The sequence below is a fragment of the Cryobacterium sp. N19 genome, from assembly GCF_002929595.1.
Taxonomy (GTDB): Bacteria; Actinomycetota; Actinomycetes; order Actinomycetales; family Microbacteriaceae; genus Cryobacterium; species Cryobacterium flavum.
Window position 1 is genome coordinate 38,210 of record NZ_PJJR01000040.1, and the last position, 20,132, is coordinate 58,341.

18 protein-coding genes are annotated in these 20,132 nt (G+C 64.8%); 4 read left to right on the forward strand and 14 right to left on the reverse strand.

The features are described 5' to 3' along the window. Positions 1 to 23: 23 nt before the first annotated feature. On the reverse strand, positions 24 to 674 hold the full coding sequence (locus CXY78_RS01960) for a response regulator transcription factor (protein WP_092341986.1): 651 nt from the start codon (positions 672 to 674) through the stop codon (positions 24 to 26). A gap of 32 nt (positions 675 to 706) precedes the next feature. Then, complete coding sequence (locus CXY78_RS01965) at positions 707 to 1,972, reverse strand: sensor histidine kinase (RefSeq protein WP_104087802.1); 1,266 nt, start codon at positions 1,970 to 1,972, stop codon at positions 707 to 709. Between the two features lie 477 nt (positions 1,973 to 2,449). On the opposite strand from CXY78_RS01965, the gene CXY78_RS01970 reads away from it, so the two are divergent. Further along, positions 2,450 to 3,379, forward strand: a complete 930-nt coding sequence (locus CXY78_RS01970) for a hypothetical protein (RefSeq protein ID WP_140425630.1) — start codon at positions 2,450 to 2,452, stop codon at positions 3,377 to 3,379. A gap of 1,369 nt (positions 3,380 to 4,748) precedes the next feature. On the opposite strand, the gene CXY78_RS01980 is transcribed toward CXY78_RS01970, so the two are convergent. The 12 genes from CXY78_RS01980 to paaA form a co-directional block, all read right to left on the reverse strand. Beyond that, positions 4,749 to 5,594, reverse strand: coding sequence for an ABC transporter permease subunit (locus CXY78_RS01980; protein WP_104087805.1), 846 nt, complete (start codon positions 5,592 to 5,594; stop codon positions 4,749 to 4,751). After that, the gene (locus CXY78_RS01985) at positions 5,591 to 6,523 is read right to left on the reverse strand and encodes an ABC transporter ATP-binding protein (RefSeq protein WP_092341974.1); all 933 of its coding nucleotides are present in this window, start codon (positions 6,521 to 6,523) and stop codon (positions 5,591 to 5,593) included. The genes CXY78_RS01980 and CXY78_RS01985 overlap by 4 nt, the downstream gene beginning before the upstream one ends. A gap of 147 nt (positions 6,524 to 6,670) precedes the next feature. Continuing rightward, positions 6,671 to 8,779 (reverse strand): acyl-CoA dehydrogenase, encoded by a 2,109-nt coding sequence (locus CXY78_RS01990; RefSeq protein WP_092341975.1) that lies wholly within the window; start codon positions 8,777 to 8,779, stop codon positions 6,671 to 6,673. Positions 8,780 to 9,056: 277 nt separating this feature from the next. After that, positions 9,057 to 11,117 (reverse strand): DNA helicase RecQ, encoded by a 2,061-nt coding sequence (gene recQ / locus CXY78_RS01995; RefSeq protein WP_369827222.1) that lies wholly within the window; start codon positions 11,115 to 11,117, stop codon positions 9,057 to 9,059. A gap of 73 nt (positions 11,118 to 11,190) precedes the next feature. Then, positions 11,191 to 11,832 (reverse strand): copper resistance CopC family protein, encoded by a 642-nt coding sequence (locus tag CXY78_RS02000; RefSeq protein ID WP_104087806.1) that lies wholly within the window; start codon positions 11,830 to 11,832, stop codon positions 11,191 to 11,193. Positions 11,833 to 11,931: 99 nt separating this feature from the next. Next, complete coding sequence (locus tag CXY78_RS02005) at positions 11,932 to 12,558, reverse strand: hypothetical protein (RefSeq protein ID WP_092341977.1); 627 nt, start codon at positions 12,556 to 12,558, stop codon at positions 11,932 to 11,934. Positions 12,559 to 12,728: 170 nt separating this feature from the next. Further along, on the reverse strand, positions 12,729 to 13,502 hold the full coding sequence (locus CXY78_RS02010) for an enoyl-CoA hydratase/isomerase family protein (protein WP_104087819.1): 774 nt from the start codon (positions 13,500 to 13,502) through the stop codon (positions 12,729 to 12,731). 27 nt (positions 13,503 to 13,529) lie between these two features. Beyond that, on the reverse strand, positions 13,530 to 14,681 hold the full coding sequence (gene paaE / locus CXY78_RS02015) for a 1,2-phenylacetyl-CoA epoxidase subunit PaaE (protein ID WP_092341978.1): 1,152 nt from the start codon (positions 14,679 to 14,681) through the stop codon (positions 13,530 to 13,532). Next, positions 14,681 to 15,202, reverse strand: a complete 522-nt coding sequence (gene paaD, locus CXY78_RS02020) for a 1,2-phenylacetyl-CoA epoxidase subunit PaaD (protein ID WP_233197191.1) — start codon at positions 15,200 to 15,202, stop codon at positions 14,681 to 14,683. Before paaD ends, paaE begins: the two co-directional genes overlap by 1 nt. Positions 15,203 to 15,219: 17 nt before the next feature. Further along, the gene (gene paaC / locus CXY78_RS02025; RefSeq protein ID WP_104087821.1) at positions 15,220 to 16,062 is read right to left on the reverse strand and encodes a 1,2-phenylacetyl-CoA epoxidase subunit PaaC; all 843 of its coding nucleotides are present in this window, start codon (positions 16,060 to 16,062) and stop codon (positions 15,220 to 15,222) included. 5 nt (positions 16,063 to 16,067) lie between these two features. Continuing rightward, entirely contained in the window at positions 16,068 to 16,373 is a 306-nt protein-coding gene (paaB, locus tag CXY78_RS02030) for a 1,2-phenylacetyl-CoA epoxidase subunit PaaB (RefSeq protein WP_092106867.1), read from the reverse strand. Beyond that, positions 16,370 to 17,359 carry a 1,2-phenylacetyl-CoA epoxidase subunit PaaA gene (paaA, locus tag CXY78_RS02035; protein ID WP_174774960.1) on the reverse strand — a complete coding sequence of 330 codons (990 nt, stop codon included), beginning with the start codon at positions 17,357 to 17,359 and terminating at the stop codon, positions 16,370 to 16,372. Before paaA ends, paaB begins: the two co-directional genes overlap by 4 nt. Positions 17,360 to 17,558: 199 nt before the next feature. Here paaA and CXY78_RS02040 point away from each other — a divergent pair, with 199 nt between their 5' ends. The 3 genes from CXY78_RS02040 to CXY78_RS02050 are packed head-to-tail and all read left to right on the forward strand — an operon-like array spanning position 17,559 to position 19,980. After that, positions 17,559 to 18,002 carry a hotdog fold thioesterase gene (locus tag CXY78_RS02040; RefSeq protein ID WP_092341980.1) on the forward strand — a complete coding sequence of 148 codons (444 nt, stop codon included), beginning with the start codon at positions 17,559 to 17,561 and terminating at the stop codon, positions 18,000 to 18,002. 17 nt (positions 18,003 to 18,019) lie between these two features. Beyond that, a complete protein-coding gene (gene paaK / locus CXY78_RS02045) occupies positions 18,020 to 19,339 on the forward strand; it encodes a phenylacetate--CoA ligase PaaK (RefSeq protein ID WP_104087809.1) in 1,320 nt (439 codons plus the stop codon). Between the two features lie 41 nt (positions 19,340 to 19,380). Then, complete coding sequence (locus CXY78_RS02050) at positions 19,381 to 19,980, forward strand: TetR/AcrR family transcriptional regulator (protein WP_092341982.1); 600 nt, start codon at positions 19,381 to 19,383, stop codon at positions 19,978 to 19,980. Positions 19,981 to 20,132: the final 152 nt, after the last annotated feature.

Sequence of the window (20,132 nt, forward strand, 5' to 3'; positions counted from 1 at the left end):
CCTATGCCACGCGCCTGCCGGGTTCAGCGGCCGACCAGGCCCTGTTCGTAGGCCAGAATGACCGCCTGCACCCGGTCACGCAGGCCCAATTTGTGCAGAATTCTGCCGACATGCGTCTTCACTGTGGACTCGGAGAGAAAGAACCGCTCGCCCAGTTCGGGGTTGGAGAGCCCCTCGGCGATGGCGAGGAAGACCTCGGTCTCCCGCTCGGTGAGGGCCGCGAGGGCCTGGGCGGCGCATCCGTTTTCGGCGTCGACGAGTGGCAGCTGGGTGCCGAAGAGGTCAAGCAGCCTCCGCGTCACGCGTGGTGAAACGGATGCCTCCCCCGAGACGACCGTGCGGATGGCGGTGATCAGTTCCCCCGGCTCGGCGTTCTTGAGCAGGAAGCCGCTCGCGCCAGCGCGCAACCCACCAAAGGCGTACTCGTCGAGGTCGAAGGTGGTGAGGATGATGATGCGGGTCTCGGGCTGGACCGCCATGATCTGCCGGGTCGCCTCGATGCCGTCGAGCCCCGGCATGCGCACGTCCATCAAAATGACCTGCGGGCGCGCACTGGCGGCGAGCGCGACTGCCTGCGCGCCGTCGCCCGCTTCCTCGACGACGCTGAAGTCGTCTTCGGCTTCTAGCACCATCCGAAACCCCACGCGCAGGAGCGCCTGGTCGTCGACAAGCATGATGCGGATCGGTGCCGGCAGAATCGTGGCGGTCACGTGTCCTCCGCCACAAACTGGTGGACTTCTTCGTCCAGTGTCATCGTCGCGTGCACGCGCCAGCCGTCACGAACGCCAGCTCCGGCTTCGAAGGTGCCGCCGTAGATGGCGACGCGCTCCTGCATTCCGATCAATCCCCGCCCGAAGGACTGGGTGTTCGGTCGCTCGTGCTGCCGACCGTTGTCGCTGACCGTGACCTCGATGGTGTCCGGCATCGAGTCCAGCCGCACCACGACCCGAGTGGGCGTATCGGCGTAGCGCAGCACGTTGGTGAGTGATTCCTGCACCAGTCGGAAGATGGTCAGCTGCACGCTCGGGTTGGCGGGATCACGGCCGCTGCGCTCCAGCACGACCGGCAGCCCGGTGGACCGAAAAGACTCGACCAGGTCGGCGAGCTGGTCGATACCCGGCTGTGGGGCGCGCGGTGCCGGCTCGGTGCCGACATCGAGCACCCCGAGCAGCCGCCGCATCTCGGTCATGGATCGGCGACCAGTGGCGGCGACGTCGAGCATGGCCGCCCGGGATCGCTGGATATCCTTGGGCGCGATTGCGTGGGCACCGTCGGCGAGAGCGACCATGACCGACAGGCTGTGCGCGACGACGTCGTGCATCTCGCTCGCGATGCGGGCCCGCTCGGAGATGCGCGACAGCTGCGCCTGCTGGTCGCGCTCACGGGTCAACTGCGCGGCCAGGTCGAGCAACGAGACGACGTACCGTTTGCTGTTTCCCATGTTGATGCCGACCAGGGTGGCGGCGAGCATCATGATGGCCACCTGGATGGCCACCGGTATCCAGCGCACCTCGTCGGGGTTGTCGGTGAGCCACGCTGCCAGCACGGCCAGCAGCACGGATGCCCCATAACCGGCCCACGCGCTCCGCACGTCCGAGTAGACCGCGACCGCATACAGCGCGAGCAACTGTGCGATGAGGTGGACTTCGCCGTAGTCGGCGAAGGTGAGCAGGCTGAGCCAGGTCAGGGCCAACACGAGCCGCGGCATCCGTCGACGGAAGTACAGGGCAACGGCCAGAACGAGCATGATGGCGGCGTTGAGGAGCCCCTCACGGACGGGTGCAGGCTCGGCGTCGAACAGGTTGAGCACCAGAACGAGAGCCATCGGCACAGCGTAAATCGCCACGACGAGCGCGTCGGCGAGGTGGGGATGCCTGGTCCAGAACCGGCGCACCGCACCGGGAGGGGTGGGCAGGCGCACATCTCCCCCCGGCGGCGGGAATTGTCCGTTAGACGAGGTGATACAGGTCATCTAATGACTCTAGGTGCCCCAGCTCTCGGGCAGAAAAGCTGCTCCGTCGATGATTCAAGGAGCATCCCGTGGAGAGCGGGGTAAAGCTTTCCTTCATTAGGGCTGCCATTGTGCGCCATTTCGAGCGGATAACAACATGCGCACCGAGCAGATTCATTGAGTCTTGGTCGATGGGATTGGCATGTCCGGGTTGAACGGCACCGCGTGGGCGACCGCTTCAATTTCATTTCGACCGACGCACTCACTCGCCATGAAAGAACTATTATCGACGCATATTGGCAGGAAGGTCGGGCCGAGGTACTAGTCCTCGTCTTTCTGAGCTAGTACGCAGGTATGACGCGTCCGATCACGACCTCTATAAGTCTCCTCCTTGAGCCGGATTCGCCCACCGTTTAAACGGGAATAGCCTTGAGTGAATTCACAGACAAGCCCAATTAGAGGCGAGGACTTGTGAAACGACAGAATTAGGGCAGAGTAATGAAAACCAGAGTCAGAGGATCTTGGCAGATACGATTTATCGGGGTCGCAAGCGTTGTAACAGCTAGCCTGCTGACATCAAGTGTGACGTCGACCGCGGCGGCAAGCGCCTCGCCGCAAAGTGCAGGCATCCAGGCATCCAGCGCACAGCTACAGAAAACGATCGCAACGGTTGACAAGACTCTAGGAAAATCGCCAGGTCTAGTTTCGAATGACGCTGAGACGAAGGAGACACGAGTCATTGCCGGTGTAGCCCCCGGCGCCCCGCATATCGAGGCGAGTGGCGACGCCGTTTACGCGATGCTCAGAGCCCTCTCCGCGGATTCCATTGTCAAGCAGTCCGGATCTCAGCAGAGCCTGATCACGGTACTCGAGAAAGGCAACATTGCTGAATTCGAGCTGAGTTTGCCCATCGGTTTTGAACCGTCCATCCAGCCAGACGGTTCAGTTGACCTGAAATCTGAATCGGGGACCCTCACCCCCTTCATTGAGGTTCCTTGGGCCCTAGATGCGAACGGCACGCGTGTTCAAACTTCTTACACAATCGTTGGTGACATCCTCCAGCAAACCATTGCGATCGACGGTGCTGAATTCCCGATCGTTGCTGATCCGAGTATCCAGTGGATTCCCTTTCCGGTAATCGCCGCGTGGGGTTATGAATGGGAAGCGGTGGTAAAGGCCTTAGGTACGATCGCTGTAGCTTCCGCCGGCGCAGGTTGTGCCCTCACTAAAGTCCCGAGCGTGGTTCTGAAAGTCTTTAAGGCTTTGTGCGGCGTCGTTGGGGTTAACACGGCAAAAGACACACTCGCAGCACTCGGGAACTTGTGGGGTTCATCAATAAATCGGGACCAATACACATGCTGGAGCATCCCGATCGGCGGCTTCAATAGCACCACTATCAGGGAGATGCCAGCCGCCGATTGCGCCTGACTCGTCGAAAGAAATCCCGCATAGTGACAATTCAATTCGGCTCAGATTTGATCTAGACACGGTCTGAGAATTCGGCCGTACTTCGGCCCCAAGTGAAGGGGTCCGTTGCTCCCCATTTGGGCGGCAGCGGACCTTTTCCGCACTACTGACGATCCCACCGCCACTGATCCTGACGGCCAATACCGCGAGACGCCTGACGCAGGTTTGGTCCACTGGCCGAAGTAAGCAGAAACCGAGAATTTCAACGCCGCTCTTGGAAAGGTAGCCCCCAGGCACTAACAGTTCCAAGCAGTCAATGCAACGGTGTGGCCTAGCGGACTCCTCGTGAGCTTCGCCGGAAAAGTGAGAATGGGACGGAAACCAAAGCCACCGGAGCAACGGATGACATTCTTCTCGGTGCGTTCCTTTGGTACATCATTGCGAAAGCCTGCGACACTGGCCGGGATATCAAGGCCCACCGAATGTCTCTGGCTCAAGCAATCCCGCGGGGTGGGCCACGGGCGAAGGCGCCGCGGTCGGCTTTGCCGCTATCGCCCGATGAGCGTGAGAGTTTCGCGCGGACTCGCCGCGCAGCGGTTCAGGACAGCGATCGCTGTCGAGCTGAGCCGGTCGGTCTCGACCGTTTCGCGCGAGGCACTGCGTGGCGGCTTGAGCAGCTATCGGGCGGCCCCAACCAAACGTCCTCCGAACGCTCGAAGACGCCGGCCCCGACTGTGGAAACTCGCCCTTGACGATCGGCTGCGGCAGAACGTGGAATCCAAGCTGAACGCGTGCTTTTCTCCGCAACAGATCTCCAAGCAGAAACTCTCGGACTTCCCGGCTGACGAGACCAATGGCGTCTCGTAGGTGACCATCTGTACCTCCATGTACGTGGAGGCATAGCCCGGTCTCAATTCCGAATTGCCTGTGAAACTCCGCACCAAGCGGCTGCGCCGACATCCGCAACGGCGGGTCGCATAGGGCGAAATGAGGTCGCGGATACCCGGCCTCGGTCCGCAGAAGGATCGCCCGGCTGAGGCTGACGATCGACACAGGCCAGGGCATTGGGAGCGTGGCGTGATCGTGGGCTGCTACAGCGCCTCACTCATCGTGACCCTGATCGAACGGCAAAGCGTCTGCTGATCGCTATACCACTGCCACTGCCACTGGGTACCAAGAGTGAACGGGCGATCGCGGCGCTCAATGACCTATTCAACGAGTTGCCCGAGCCCCTCCAAGGTTCCGGTCTTCTTCAGGCATACTCACCGTGACAGCGCGGTACGAACGAAATCAATAACGGCCTTCTGCGTCAGGCTCTGGCGCACGTCTCCCCGGCGCACGATCGCGCACGGAGGGAGACGGTTTTGTGCTCATACTTCGATGGTAGGGGTCAGGCGTCGCGGCGCTTCAGCAGGAAAGCTGCCGTGCCGAGGCTTACGGCGACCCAGGCCATGACGACCAGTAAGGCCTGCCAGGATTCCATGGTGTTCGGGGTGATTATCTCCGTGCCCGCCGTGGTGAACAGAAACGGCATGATGTCACCAATCCACTCGACAAAACTGGAAAGTATGCCAAGTACCACCGGCAGGAGCATAGTGATTCCGAGCACGGTTGCGATGCCTCCGGCGCTGCTGCGCAGGATCGTGCCGATTCCGACAGCGAAAACCGCGATGAGGGCGAGGAACAGCACATTTCCGAGCAGCGGCAGGAACACGTCAACGTCGAACAGGTCCGCGGTGATGTCCTTGGATCCCAGAATGGGCATGGCCACGAGGAATGAGCCGACCACACTGAACAGTCCGACCAGGAAGGTGAAGGCGAAGAGCACGATGACTTTGGACCAGAGTGCGGGAAGGCGGTTCGGCACTGCGGTGAGCGTTGACTTGATCATCCCACTGGCGTACTCGCCACTGATGGACAGCACGCCAAGAACAGCGACGATCAGCTGCCCGAAACCGATGCCGGTGGTGGCGACGAGCACAAACAACTGCGCATCCCCCATAACCATGGGGGTACCGGTTGCGGCGTCGTATCCCATGGATTGTGCCGACATGGCGAACGCCATCAGAACCGCGATTCCGAGCGAAGCGACAACTACGAGGGAGAAGGACCAGTAGGTGGAGCGGAGGCTCCACAGCTTGATGGTTTCCGAACGAAGGAGGCCGGTGAAGCTGAGCCCCGATCCGGCCGGCACGAAGGATGCGCGGGTGGTGGTCGGCGCGGTCTGGGTGGTCATCGGGCTGCCTCCTCTTCGGTGTGGGTATCGCCCGTGCGGTATTCCACTTCGTTTTGGGTGAGTTTCATGTAGGCATCTTCGAGCGAGGCACTCACCGTCGCGAGTTCGTGCAGGGAGATCTGGGCGGCTGCAGCGCGGTCGCCGATCTCGTTCACAGAAAGTCCCGTGATCTCGAGCACGTCCGGCTCGACGTTGGTGATGGTCACGTTTTCCTGCGCGAGCAGGCTTGCTAGGGCCGCAGTGTGCGGGGTGCGTACGCGAACCGTATTCTGCGCTGCCGAGGCGATGATTTCAGCGACCGAGGCATCCGCTATCACCCGACCGCGACCGAGCACGATGATGTGGTCGGCGGTGAGGGCCATCTCACTCATGAGGTGCGAGGAGAGCAGCACGGTGCGGCCCTCGGCCGCGAGCTGCTTGGTGAGCTTGCGAACCCACTGCACGCCCTCCGGGTCGAGGCCGTTGACCGGCTCGTCGAGGATCAGTGTGGCCGGGTCGCCGAGCAGCGCCGCGGCGATGCCGAGCCGCTGGCCCATGCCGAGCGAGAATCCGCCGACGCGCTTGCGGGCGACGGACTCGAGACCGGTGAGGTTGATGACCTCGTGCACCCGACTGGTGGGGATGCTGTGGGTGGCGGCCATGGCGCGCAGGTGGTTGTAGGCGCTACGACCGGTGTGCACAGCTTTAGCGTCGAGCAGCACACCGACCTCACGCAGGGGCGCCTTGTGCTCGTGGTACGGCTTTCCGTTGACGATGACCGAGCCGAGGCTGGGTCGGTCAAGGCCCACGATCATGCGCATGGTGGTGGACTTGCCGGCGCCGTTCGGCCCGAGAAAACCGGTGACCTTGCCGGGCTGCACCGTGAAGTCGACCCCGTCGACCGCGGTCTTGCTTCCGTAGTGCTTGGTCAGGGACTGTGCCTGGATCACGACTGCCTCATTCCGGTAGTGGGTGAGGCCCCGTGTCGTGCTGTGAAGCCCCCAACCAAACGGTACGGTTTGTGGCGGCTGTGGCGCATCAACCGTGGGGATGGTTGTGCGCCACCGATGTCGTACCTGAGTACGACGTGTGGCGCCTTACCGCCTGACCGGTTTTTCGGGTGCAGGAGCGGTCCCGGACGCCCGCTGGTCGGCGTAGTAGTCACGCGCCTCGATCTGGCGTTCACGTTCGATACCACTCGCGATCGTGGCCCGCAGGTGGTCCTGCGAGTAGCCGAACGCGTCAACCAGATCGAGGGCGTGCGGACGGATGCGCGCAATCAGCCGGTCGATGTAGGCCGTGACCGCCTGGGCTCGCTGGGCCGAAAGCCGACCGTGGATGAGGTACCAGGCGAGGTTTTTCTCCACCAGGCCGAGTCCGAACAGGTCGCGCAGCCAGGTGAGAACCTGCTTGGTGCCGGCATCCGTCGTAGCGTCGAGCGCCCGGGTGAACGACTCCCACTGCAGCAGTTCGCCGTGGGCCCTGGCCGCCTCGATCAGCTCGTTCTGGTGCGCGTTGAACAGGTCGGCGGCCTGTTTCTTCGGCAGCTTGGTGGCGCCGCGCAGCTTGCCGGCAACCTCGCCGATCATGCTCTCGACCCGATCGGTGAGCAGCTCGCGCTGAACATCAGCCTCGCGGAGGGCACCGACCGAGCGGGCCGTGGAACCGCGGTCGGCAACGGACTGGCCCAGGGTGCGCAGGCCGGTGCCGTGGTAAGCGCGACCAGCGGCGTGCTGCACGACGTAGCGGGCGAGGGCACCGGCATCCGCTGTGGCGAATTTACGACTGTAATCGGTGAGCAGACGTTTGGCCACGAGCTGTAGCAGCACGTTGTTGTCGCCCTCGAAGGTCGCGAAGATGTCGAGGTCGGCGCGCAGCCCCACGAGGCGGTTCTCGGCCATGAAGCCGGCGCCGCCGCAGGCCTCACGCGCCTCCTGCAGGGTGTCGAGTGCGTGCCAGGTCGAGAGCGGCTTGAGCGCGGCGGCCAGGGTTTCGAGGTCTTGCCGGTCGTCGTCAGTGTCGGTTTTGCCGCTAAACACGTCGTCGAACTTCACCAGAAACTCGTCGTGCGCGAAGGTCTGCGCGTAGGTCGTGGCGAGGCGCGGAAACAGGCGGCGCTGGTGCCGCTGGTAGTCGAGGATAACCTCTTCGTCGGTGTCACTGCCGGCGGTGAACTGGCGACGCTGGCTTCCATAAGTGATTGCGATGGTCAGGGCGAGAGCGGATGCCGCGGTGGCGGCCCCGTCGAGCGATACGCGACCCTGCACCAGCGTGCCGAGCATGGTGAAGAAGCGGCGGCCGGGGCTCGAAATCGGGCTGGAGTAAGTGCCGTCTGCGGCGACGTCGCCGTAGCGGTTGAGCAGATTTTCGCGCGGGATGCGCACGTTGTCGAAGTGCAGTCGGCCGTTGTCAATGCCGTTGAGGCCACCCTTGAGGCCGTCGTCTTCGCCGCCGACGCCGGGGAGGAAGTCGCCGTCAATGCCCCGAATGGGTAGGTAGAAGGCGTGCACACCGTGATTGACGCCCTGCGTGATGAGCTGCGCGAACAACACGGCGGCGATGCCGTCTTTCGCGGCGTTGCCGAGGTAATCCTTCCAGGCGGCGCGAAACGGGGTGTTGATGACGAACTCGCCGGTCGCCGCATCGAAGGTTGCGGTGGTCGCAATGCTCGCCACGTCGGAACCGTGGCCAATCTCGGTCATGGCGAAGGCACCGGGCACGGAGAGGTCCATGATGCCGGGCAGGTATTTATCGTGGTGCGGCTTGGTGCCGAGGTGAAGTACGGCGGCACCGAACAGGCCCCATTGCACGCCGCCTTTGATTTGCAGGCTCGGGTCGGCGATGACGAGTTCTTCGAAGCCGGCGATGTTTCCGCCATGGTCGTCCTGCCCGCCGAGGTGTTTGGGGAAGGCGCGTAGCACGTGACCGTTGGCGGCGAGCACCTTGAGCTGCTCGAGCACGCGCAACCGGTGGTCAGCCATGGAGAGACCCTCGATGCGCTGCATGTCGGGCCGCGCGGTGACCTCACGGGCGGCGAGGCGCACGTCGGCCCAGGTGCCGAGCAGCTGGCGCCCGAGTTGTTCGACGTTGACCGCGGGCCCTGTTGGGTCGCCGATGGATTTGATGGGGCCGGTGTCGATGCTGACATCGCGGCTGTGGTCGATCGTCGTCGATCGGGTGCTGGAGCGCTGGGCTGTGTCAACCATGGGTGGTCCTAACTGTTCGCGCGAAGTGGTGGTCGCAACGCTAGGGCCGCGTGGGTACAGTCGCGAAATGCGCGGTACGGGGGCGACAACGATGTATGCCGCGCGCGGCATCGGTTTTGTAGGTTCACTACAACTTAGGGCCGTTTGAACCAGCGTTCCTCCACAAGACCTCGGCCCACTGACGCCCCTACACTGCTGGAGTCGCCGCCGCCCCGTGAGTATCAATGCGTTTGCCCGTCTTTTTGGGGTCGAAACTCACGGGTCGGCGAGGCGGGGATCAGGCGGAGGCGGCGACGACCTCGAGCAGGGCTTCGCCGTAGGCCTCGAGCTTCTTCGCGCCAATGCCGGTGATGCCGTCGAGCGCCGCGAGGGTCGTGGGGCTGGCCGCGGCGACGGCGATGAGGGTCGCGTCGCCGAAAACGATGTAGGCGGGAACGCCCTGCTCCTTCGACTCCGCCGAGCGCCAGGCCCGCAGAGCCTCGAACAGGCTTTCCTGCGCGGTACTGAGGTCGGCGGCCGCAACCTTTGCCGCGCTCGGCCGGCGGGCGGCACTCGAGCGCGCCGGCCGGTCTGGTTCGCGGCGCAACTGCACCGTGCGGCCTCCGCCGAGAACCTGGGCCGCGGCATCCGTCAGTATGAGGGTGCCGTATTCGCCGGACGTGGCGAGCAGGCCCTGGGCCAGCATCTGGCGCACGACGCCGCGCCAGGCCTGGTCGCTGAGGTCGGCTCCCAGTCCCCAGGTGCTCAGTTCGGTGTGCCGGTACTGGGTGGCGCGCGGTGTTTCCTTGCCGCGGAGGATGTCGATAAGGTGGCCAGCACCGAACTTCTGGTTGCGTTCGCGGTGCAGCCGCACGATGGTGGAGAGCAGCTTTTGGGCCGGGATCGTGCCGTCCCAGGCCTCGGGTGGCTCTAGGCACGTGTCACAGTTGCCGCAGGGTTCGCTGGTCTGGCCGAAATAGCGCAGCAGGTTGACCCGGCGACAGTGCACCGTCTCGCACAGGGCGAGCATGGCGTCGAGGTGGGCGGACAACTTTCGCCGATGGCCGAGGTCGCCCGGCGACTCGTCGATCATGCGGCGCTGCTGCACCACGTCTTGCAGGCCGTAGGCGAGCCAGGCGGTGGCCGGGGCACCGTCGCGGCCGGCCCGACCGGTCTCCTGATAGTAACCCTCGACCGATTTGGGCAGGTCGATATGGGCGACGAAGCGCACGTCGGGCTTGTCAATTCCCATGCCGAAGGCGATGGTCGCGACAATGACAACGCCCTCCTCGCGCAGGAACCGGGACTGGGTGCGAGCGCGAAGTCCCGCGTCGAGGCCGGCGTGGTACGGCAGAGCGTTGACCCCGTTCTGACGCAAAAACTCGGCGGTCGCATCGACGGTCTTGCGGCTGAGCGCGTAGACGATCCCGGAGTCGCCCGGGTGCTCGGTTTTCAGGAAAGAGAGCAGCTGCTTGCGCACCTCAGCTTTGCCGACGATGCGGTACTGAATATTGGGCCGGTCGAAGCTCGCCACAAAATGTTTAGCGTCGCCCATCTGCAGGCGGGTGGTGATCTCCTGGTGGGTGGCATCCGTTGCGGTGGCGGTGAGCGCGATGCGCGGCACGTCGGGCCAGCGGTCGGCCAGCTCGCCCAGGGCCAGGTAGTCCGGACGAAAGTCATGACCCCACTGCGACACACAGTGGGCTTCGTCGATGGCGAACAGGGCGATGGTTCCACGCTCGAGCAGCCGCTTGGTGCCCTCATTGGAGAGCCGCTCGGGGGCGACGTAGAGCAGATCGAGGTCGCCGTTCAGGTAGTCGCGCTCCACCTGGCCGCGGGTCTGCGAGTCCTGGCTGGAGTTGAGGAACTCAGCGCGCACGCCCACAGCGGTGAGCGCATCCACTTGGTCTTGCATGAGGGCAATCAGCGGCGACACGACGATGCCGGTGCCTGGCCGAACCAGCGCTGGAATCTGGTAGCACAGGCTCTTGCCGCCGCCGGTGGGCATGAGCACGACGGCGTCTTTGCCGTCGACGACCTGAGCAATGATCTCGGCCTGATCACCACGGAACGAGTCATAGCCGAACACGGTGTGCAGGGCCTCGGCCGCGGTGGCGAACTTGCGGGTGGCGGCGCGAATCGGTGCGGTGGCGCGAGCGGCAGTCAGCTGCTGACTGCAGGGTCTCTGCGAAGCGGATGCCGCGCCCGAGTAGGCCGGCTGCCGCTCGCCGAACTGGCGGTCAGCTTTGGGCGGCGGCGCATCGAAGTCGTCGGGGGCGTCGAAGTCACTCGGTGCGTCAAAGTCGCGAGGTGGTTCGACGTCGTCAGGGTTCCAGGGCAGCTCAGCATTCCAACTCACCTGCCCAACTTTACCCGGGCCCCCTGACACGTTCCCCCGCGCGCCTCTCCCCCTCCGAGTTGGGTGGGGGCGGTTAGGGGCGGGGCTTGCGGCGCAGGAGCAGCAGGGTCGCGGCGGCGGCCAGGAGCACAGCCGCCAGGGTTCCGCCGATCCAGACGAACGTCGAGACCGAGCTTTCGGAGCCGGAACTGGTCGCGCCGAGGTCTGCGGGCGGCGATGTGGCGGAATCCGGTGTGGCGGCATCCGCTGTCGTGCCGCAGGTTGGAGCCGTGGCGACCCCGTCGGCGAGTACCTGGTCGGCGGCGGGCTGCCAGTCGAAGGTGAACTCATCGGAGATGGGGTGGCCGTCGATGGAAACCGTCTGCCAAATCACCGTGTATTGCCCGGCAGCGCCGAGCTGCGCGGCGGTCGCGACTGTGGCGCCAGAGACTATGGCGCACCCGTCGCCATAGAAAAGCGGCGCGTCGGCCGGGCCGGTTACGACCATGGCGCTTCCCGCTCCGGTTCCGCCGAGATCCAGGAGCAGATCGCTTGTGGTGACGGAGAATTCACCGGGCTGCTCGGTCACGACCGAGCCGGCCTCGGGTGAGGAACCAATCTCGTCGTTGTGGGCCGACGCCGGGGCCGCGCCCCAGCCGAGAGCCAGAGCAATAACGGCGGCCGCGAAGAGAGTGCGAGCGGCCGCGGCGGTAGATTTGGGGGTGGTGAACGTCATGATTGTCCTTAAACGTGGGTGCCCGGCGCTACTCGAATGGTGCAGGGCGAAGCCTCTGCTACTCGTTCGGTGCGATGGGCGAACTGGTCGGGTTGCGGTTCAGGCTGCGAGCGCGCAGGCAGGCGGACCACGATGCCGCATCGCCGACAACACCAGAACCAAATCGCGCGGTGACAATACCGGCGCATCGTGACGAATGCGCTGCGGGGCCTCGACCGGCACCACCAGGTGGGCCGGAACGAACAGCGTGCGGATGCCCAGACGCACGTTCTCGACCAGGCCCCAGAACGCGCGTTCCGCGTACCGCAGGGCCAGAATCGTCACGATCGCGGCACCGAAGTGAGCGCCCCACATGGCCGTGGAATCGTGGGCCATGGGCGTGGTCGAGCCGAGAACCATCGGGTCGATCAGCTCGGGCGGCGCCGCGTGCTGGTGCGTGCCGGGTGCGGCACCGGCCCCGGCGCCGAGTGCCCCACCCGGCGCTCCGAGCGAGAATAGCCCGTGAAAGATGAATTGGCTGATCAAAACGGATGCTGCGCCTCGCCAGAAGGACAGGGTGCGGCCCGCGAGGGCGACGCAGACCATGCCGGCAAAGGCGAGCGACACGACGACGGCCAGAAGGCCGGGCGCCGCGGCGCCGCCGAGCGTGTGCGAGAGGGCAGCGACAAAGGTCGAGAACACGGCGACGATCCAGCCGCGCGCGAAGCGGGCCCAGCGTGTGTGCATTGAGGCCCCTCTCCGGTCTCCTCCAGAGTAGCCGGTCGACCTAGGTGTGTTTTATCAACTGCACGGCGATGCATTCCACAGTCCCACAGTGGTGGCTTATTCAGGAGATTCGGGTGCCAGCCCCAATTCGACCGCACTCTTTCGGGGACCGCGATCAACTCCGGGACAGGTCAGGCGCGACCGGTGAAAGCGGGCTTGCGCTTCTCCTGGAAGGCGGCGAAACCCTCGCGGTAGTCGCCGGTAGCGCACAGCGCGGCCTGGGCTGCGGTCTCGGCGCTCATGCTCTGCCACAGCCCGAGGCGTTCGTCACGCAGTGACTGCACGAGCGCTTTGCTCGCGAGAAAAGCCTGGGTGGCACCGGATGCCGCGCGTGTCGCCGCCTGCACGGTCGCCTCGGTCAGTTCCGCGGCCGCGAAAACCTGGCTGAACAGTCCGCCGGCGACGGCCTCGGCCCCGGACATGAGGCGGCCGCTGTAGATCAGGTCGAGGGTGCGGTGAGCACCGAGACGTTCCACGAACAGGGCGTGTCCGCCGGAGTCGAGCGTGGCGCCGAGGTTCGCGAACGGCGAGCCGATCTTGGCGGTGTCGGCGACGTAGACCACGTCGGTGGCGATGAGCAGGCCGAGCCCCACGCCGAGGCAGGCGCCGTGCGCCGCCGCGAAGGTGGGAGCCGGAAACCGGCTCATGCGCTGAAGCAGCGGGGTGACGAGGTCGCCGAGATACCCGAGCACGTCATCGGTGCGCGGATCGACGGCCGAAATGTCGCGGCCGGCGCAGAAGGCCCGACCCTCGCCACTCAGCACCAGCGCACGCACGCCGACTCGCTCGGCTTCCTGGTAGGCCGCGTCGAGTTCGACGATCGCGGCCTCATCGAGGGCGTTGAGTTTGTCGGGCGCGTTCAGCACCACGTGGGCGACGTTGTTGTCTATCGAGAGCTCAATCACGTACATCCGCTTTCTGAGGGGTTGAAGCTAGACGTCGTAGTCGACGACGACGGTGTCGGTGGTCGGGTGCGACTGGCAGGTGAGCACGTAACCGCGAGCGAGCTCTTCGGGCTCGAGCGCGTAGTTCTCGGTCATCGTGACATCGCCGCTGACCAGCTTGGCGCGGCAGGTTCCGCAGACGCCGCCGGCGCAAGCGAACGGAACATCGGGGCGTACCCGCAGGGCAGCGTTCAGGATGCTCTCGTTCGCGTTGATCGGAGTGGTCACCGTGTTGCTCTGGCCGTCGAGGGTGAATTCGATCTGGAAGGTCTTGTCGCCCTGGCCGATGATGACGGGCCGGCCGCGGTCGCCGCTCGCGGCCGAGGGCTCACCGGTGGTGAACAGCTCGAACCGCACGTGCGACCGCTCTACTCCGGTGCTCTCGAGGGTGTCACGGCAGAGCTGCACGAGTTCGAACGGACCGCACAGGAACCACTCATCGACCGTCGCCGGACGCAGAATGGTGTCGAGCATGCGCCGAAACTTCTCTTCGTCGATGCGGCCGGAGAGCAGCGACGACGACCGCTGCTCACGCGACAGCACGTGGTACAGCGCGAGACGGGCCGGGTAGCGGTCCTTGAGCTCGGCCAGTTCGTCGAGGAACATCACGTCGAGGGCGGTGCGGTTGGTATAGACGAGGGTGAACGTCGACGTCTCGGACGCGGCGAGCACGGTGTGCGCGAGCGCCATGAGCGGGGTGATACCCGAGCCGGCAGCTACGCCAACCACGTGCTTGTGATCAAGGTTGTGCAGGGTCGAGGTGAAGTTGCCCTGCGGGCTCATCACGTCGATCTCGTCGCCGGGGTGCAGTTCGCTGTTGGCCCAGGTGGAGAAGGCACCGCCGAGGTCGCGCTTGATGGCGACGCTGATCTGGCCCCCGTGGCTCGCCGCGGGCCGGCAGATCGAGTAGCTGCGGCGCAGTTCCTGGCCTTCGATTGTGGCGCGCAGGGCGAGGTGCTGGCCGGGCAGGTAGTCGAACGCGCCCTGCAGTTTGGGCGGAACGGTGAAGGTGACCTCGACGCTGTCGGCGGTGAGCGGGCGTACTTCGGCCACTGTCAGGGTATGGAAGCGTGCGCGGTGCTTGACCGGTGCCAGGGTCGTGGCGCCCTGGTTGGTGGATTCGAGACGTGTTGCAGCCATTAGAGCACCTTGAAGTAGTCGAACGGCTCGAGGCAGTCTCGGCATTCGTAGAGGGACTTGCAGGAGGTGGAACCGAAGTGCGCGAGCTCGCGGGTGTTGAGCGAGGAGCAGCGCGGGCATTTCACAGCCATTTTCAGACTGATCGGGCCGGCCGGCCCTGAGCCGCGCACAGTTGCATGCCCGGTGGGGGCGGCGATACCGTATTCGCGGAGTTTGGCCTTGCCGATCTCGCTCATCCAGTCGGTGGTCCACGCCGGGCTCAGCACGAGCCGCACCGACACGTTCTGGTAGCCGGCGGCGGTGAGTACCCCGAGAACGTCGTCGCGCATGGCGTCCATGGCGGGGCATCCGCTATAGGTCGGCGTCAGCGTGACGGCGACGGCATCGCTGGTCACGTTCACGGAGCGCAGCACACCGAGGTCTTCGATGGTGAGCACCGGAATCTCGGGGTCGACGACCTGGGCGGCGATCGTCCAGGCCGCGAGGGATGCCGCGTCGGCGGGGCGCGGACGGGCGACGATCTCGTGCACCTGCGTGGTCACCAGGACGCTCCGGGGTGGGCGCGGGTGAGCACCTGCATTTCGGCGAGGAGAAAGGCGAGGTGTTCGGAGTGGTTGCCCGTGCGGCCGCCGCCGGAAGCAACGAAACCGCGCGGAATTTCGAGTTCGGCCTCGGCGAGCACCGGCGCGATGGCCGCGTCGAACGCCGGACGCAGGCTCGACGGGCGCACCGCGATGCCTTCGAGGCGGTCGATGAGCGTGTCGTCGCGAAAAATCTCCTCGACGTAGGGCCACAGGTCACTTAGCGCGGTGATCATACGGCGACGCGACTCGTCGGTACCCTGCGCGAGACGCAGCACCCACTGGGTCGAGTGGTCACGGTGGTAGTCGACCTCTTTCACCGCTTTGGCGGCGATCGCGGCGAGGGTCGCATCAGCGGATGCCCGCAGCCGGCTGTACAACTCGAACAGGTAGTGGGACACGATGAACTGGCGCGCGATGGTGTGTGCGAAGTCGCCGTTGGGCTGTTCGACGATGTGCAGCGAGCGAAAATCAGGCTCGGTGCGCCAGTAGGCGAGGTCGTCTTCGCTGCGGTCCGTGGCGGTTCCGGCATAGTGCAGCAGCGACCGGGCGTGGCCGATCAGGTCGAGGGCCACGTTGCCGAGGGCGACGTCTTCTTCGAGCTCTGGGGCACGGGAGATCCAGGCGCCGAGCTGCTGGGCCAGAACGAGCGAGTCGTCCCCGAGCCAGAGCGCGTATTCGGCAATGTCGACGGTTGCCTGAGACGGACCCTCGATAAGCTCGGCGTCGAGCGTGGTGACGTCGACCGCGACGTGGCCGTGGGCATCTTCGTGGTCGTTGGCGGGGGCATCCGCTTTAATTTCGCTCACAGGTGCTTCACTCCCTCACTCTTGGAGTAGTAGCTCGCGTGGCGGTAGTTCTTGCCAGCGGGCGATTCGAAGAAGGCGCCCTTGGCGTCGGGGTCACTCGTGGTGATGGCGGCGGCGGGTACGACCCAGACCGAGACGCCCTCACTGCGGCGGGTGTACAGGTCGCGGGCGTTACGCACGGCGAGGGTCTCGTCTGGGGCGTGTAGGGACCCGACGTGAACGTGGCTCAGGCCACGGTTGGAACGCACGAAGACCTCCCAGAGGGGCCAGATTTCTGCTGCGGAATCGCCGGGAGTCGTCATTTGGCTGCCATTTCTTCGGTTCGTGCGGACTGTTTGTGGGCATAAGCGGCCGCGGCTTCGCGCACCCAGGCACCCTCGTCGTGGGCGTCACGGCGACGCTGCAAGCGCTGGGCATTGTTGGGACCGCGACCGGCGAGCACCTCGTGGAACTCGGTCCAGTCAATCTCGCCGAGGTCCCACTGCTGGGTTTCTTCGTTGAAGTGCAGGTCGGGGTCGGGCAGGGTGACGCCGAGCACCGCTGCCTGCGGAACGAGCATATTCACGAAACGCTGACGCAGCTCGTCGTTGGAGTGGCGCTTGATCTTCCAGGCCATCGACTGCGCCGAGTTGGGCGAGTCGTCGTCGGGCGGTCCGAACATCATGAGTGCGGGCCAGTACCAGCGGTTGACCGAGTCCTGCGCCATCTGGCGCTGCTCCTCGGTGCCCTGCATGAGCTCGAGCAGAATCTCGAAACCCTGGCGCTGGTGAAAGGATTCTTCCTTGCAGATACGCACCATCGCGCGGCCGTACGGGCCGTAGGAGGCGCGGCAGAGCGGCACCTGGTTGCAGATGGCTGCGCCGTCGACGAGCCAGCCGATCGAGCCCATGTCGGCCCAGCTCGGGGTCGGATAGTTGAAGATGCTCGAGTAGCGAGCCTTGCCGGCGATGAGGGCATCCGTCATGTCGTCGCGGGTAGCGCCCAGGGTTTGCGCGGCGGAATAGAGGTAGAGGCCGTGACCGGCTTCGTCCTGCACCTTGGCCATGAGGATGGCCTTGCGCTTGAGGCTTGGGGCGCGCGTGATCCAGTTCGACTCGGGCTGCATACCGATGATCTCGGAGTGCGCGTGCTGCGAGATCTGTCGTACGAGCGACTTGCGGTAGCCCTCGGGCATCCAGTCGCGCGGCTCAATGCGCGAATCGGCTTCGATCAGATCGTTGAACTGCTGTTCTTCGACGCTGATAGCGACGGGTGCGCTCGTATCGGGCGTGATGGTGCTTGTCATCATCGGCTCCTGGTCTGCGTTGACTGCGGTGGTCGTGGTCGGATCGTAATCGTGCACAAGCTGGCGACGCTAAGGTGATGCACGTCGGGAATTTTGCGCACGGATCGGCAATCTATTACCAACCGATCGTTTAGTTAGTATATAGTCACATTATCGGTCGGGCAACCCCCGACCTGCACGGCAACTCAACGAGGAGAACCGAATGACGGAAGCACTGCCCGTAGGTAGTGAGGCCATGATGCAGCGCGACCGGGCATCCGCTTCTCTCGGCATGATCGTGCACCGCAATGAGCCGGGTCATTCCGTCGTCTCGATGGTCGTACGCGACGACATGCTCAACGGTTTCGATGTGACCCACGGCGGTTTCGTGTTCGCCCTCGCCGACACGGCCTTCGCCATCGCCTGCAACGATTCGCACCACGTCACCCTTGCCGCCGGCGCCGACATCACGTTTCTGAAGCCCACCACGAGCGGCCAGAATCTCACCGCGACCGCGCTGCTGCGCGTGAAGAGCGGTCGGAGCGGCATCTACGACGTGCGCGTGGCTGTCAACGGAGACGCGATCGGCGACGACGTCACCGTGGCCGAATTTCGCGGCCGCAGCCGCACCACCAACCTGCCCGTCCCTGCCCGCAACCACCTCTAACCCTTCCGGAAGGCATCATGTCAACGCTGACCAAGACCCGTCTGCACGCACCGGCTCTCGTAGAACTCGACGCGGCCGAGCGCCTGGACCGCGACGAGATTCGCGCGCTGCAGCTCACCCGCCTGCAGCGCACCGTGCGGCACGCCTACGCGAACGTACCTCTGTATACGCGCAAATTTGATGCTGCCGGCGTGCACCCCGATGACGTTCGTACCCTCGAAGACGTGGCGTTGCTGCCGTTCACGACCAAGGAAGACCTGCGCGTCTCGTATCCGTTCGGCATGTTCGCGGTGCCGATGGACCAGGTTGCGCGCATTCACACGTCGTCGGGTACCACCGGGTTGCCCACGGTGGTCGGCTACACCAAGAACGACCTCGCCATGTGGTCTGGTCTGGTGGCCCGCAGCCTGCGCGCATCCGGAGTGCGGCCCGGCATGAAGGTACACAACGCCTATGGCTACGGGCTGTTCACCGGCGGACTCGGCGCCCACGCCGGCATTGAAGCACTCGGTGCCTGTGCCATCCCCATGTCGGGTGGCCAGACCAACAAGCAGGTGCAGATGATCACCGACTTCGAGCCCGACGTGATTTTGTCAACGCCGAGTTACCTGCTGACCATCACCGATGCCATGGTCGCAGCCGGCCTCGACCCCCGACGCTCAAGCCTCAAGGCCGGGGTGCTCGGTGCGGAGCCGTGGACCAACCAGATGCGTCTCGAGCTCGAGGACCGTCTCGATTTTGACGCACTCGACATCTATGGCCTCAGCGAGGTCATGGGGCCGGGCGTCGGCAACGAATGCATCGAGTCGAAGGATGGCCCGCACCTCTGGGAAGACCACTTTCTGCCGGAGATCATCAACGGCGACACCGGCGTTGCGCTCCCGGACGGCGAAACCGGTGAGCTCGTCTTCACGTCGCTCACCAAGGAGGCCTTTCCGGTCATCCGCTACCGCACCCGCGACCTGACCCGCCTGCTTCCCGGCACCGCCCGGCCCGGCATGCGCCGCATGGAGAAAATCACCGGCCGCAACGACGACATGATCATTCTGCGTGGGGTCAACCTGTTCCCGACCCAGATCGAAGAGATCGTGCTCGGCATCGAGCACCTCTCCCCGCATTTTGTGCTCGAGCTGACCCGGCCGTCGCGCATGGACGAGCTCACCGTGCGCATCGAGCGGCACGAGCACGCCGACGATGCCGCCTCGGCTGTCGCTCGCGCCCTGCTGATCGCCCTCATCAAGGACAGGATCGGCTCGAGCGTCAACGTGCTCATCGTCGAACCGGGCACCCTGGAGCGCAGCACCGGAAAGCACAAGCGCGTCTACGACCTGCGCTAATCGGTCGTAGCTGGCACGCCTGCGTGAGAGACTCAAGACCTATGTCTGACGTACACACCCCCAAACGCGGGCGCCCCGGCTACGACCAACGCGCCATCCTGGCGATCGCCGTCACCGCATTCAATGAATTTGGCTACGACGCCACCTCAATGGGGGTGCTCGCAACCCGCCTGTCCCTCTCGAAGGCGGCCATCTACCACCACTTCTCCTCCAAAGATGAAGTTCTGCAGCTCGCCCTCGACGAGGCCCTCAACGGTCTCGAGGGCGTTCTGCGCGAGTCCGGCGCCGTGACCGGCAGCGCCATCGACCGCCTGGCCTACGTGCTCCGCGGCGCCGTGCTCGTGCTCGCCGATCGGCTGCCCTACGTGACGCTGCTCCTGCGGGTGCGCGGCAACACCGAGGTCGAGCGCGATGCGCTGACCCGCCGCCGCGCTTTTGACCGTGCCGTCTCAACGCTCGTCGTCGAGGCCCGCGACGAGGGCTCGCTTCGCAGCGACATCGACCCGCGAGTCGTTACGCGTCTGCTCTTCGGCATGGTCAACTCTATTGCCGAGTGGTACCGCGCAGAAGGCCCCGAGGATGCCGCGCACCTCGCCGACGACGTGCTCGCCGTGGCCCTGGACGGCCTCCGCCGCCGCTAGCTGTTGAATATCGAAAGGCCACGCACACTGTGCGTGGCCTTTCGTCTTGCCAAACGAAAACAGGGCACCCGCGTGGGTGGCCTGTTAACGCAGGAAAGCCATCCCCGGAGGGATGGCTTTCCTGGTGTTTCTACGTTAAGTCCGGCGGTGTC

What these genes read in the sequence shown, in the direction of transcription:
- CXY78_RS01960 (WP_092341986.1), bottom strand. Translation starts at nt 674, where the DNA reads ATGCTTGTCGACGACCAGGCGCTCCTGCGCGTGGGGTTTCGGATGGTG.
- CXY78_RS01965 (WP_104087802.1), bottom strand. Translation starts at nt 1,972, where the DNA reads ATGACCTGTATCACCTCGTCTAACGGACAATTCCCGCCGCCGGGGGGA.
- CXY78_RS01970 (WP_140425630.1), top strand. Translation starts at nt 2,450, where the DNA reads ATGAAAACCAGAGTCAGAGGATCTTGGCAGATACGATTTATCGGGGTC.
- CXY78_RS01980 (WP_104087805.1), bottom strand. Translation starts at nt 5,594, where the DNA reads ATGACCACCCAGACCGCGCCGACCACCACCCGCGCATCCTTCGTGCCG.
- CXY78_RS01990 (WP_092341975.1), bottom strand. Translation starts at nt 8,779, where the DNA reads ATGGTTGACACAGCCCAGCGCTCCAGCACCCGATCGACGACGATCGAC.
- CXY78_RS02000 (WP_104087806.1), bottom strand. Translation starts at nt 11,832, where the DNA reads ATGACGTTCACCACCCCCAAATCTACCGCCGCGGCCGCTCGCACTCTC.
- CXY78_RS02005 (WP_092341977.1), bottom strand. Translation starts at nt 12,558, where the DNA reads ATGCACACACGCTGGGCCCGCTTCGCGCGCGGCTGGATCGTCGCCGTG.
- paaE (WP_092341978.1), bottom strand. Translation starts at nt 14,681, where the DNA reads ATGGCTGCAACACGTCTCGAATCCACCAACCAGGGCGCCACGACCCTG.
- paaB (WP_092106867.1), bottom strand. Translation starts at nt 16,373, where the DNA reads ATGACGACTCCCGGCGATTCCGCAGCAGAAATCTGGCCCCTCTGGGAG.
- paaA (WP_174774960.1), bottom strand. Translation starts at nt 17,359, where the DNA reads ATGATGACAAGCACCATCACGCCCGATACGAGCGCACCCGTCGCTATC.
- CXY78_RS02040 (WP_092341980.1), top strand. Translation starts at nt 17,559, where the DNA reads ATGACGGAAGCACTGCCCGTAGGTAGTGAGGCCATGATGCAGCGCGAC.
- paaK (WP_104087809.1), top strand. Translation starts at nt 18,020, where the DNA reads ATGTCAACGCTGACCAAGACCCGTCTGCACGCACCGGCTCTCGTAGAA.
- CXY78_RS02050 (WP_092341982.1), top strand. Translation starts at nt 19,381, where the DNA reads ATGTCTGACGTACACACCCCCAAACGCGGGCGCCCCGGCTACGACCAA.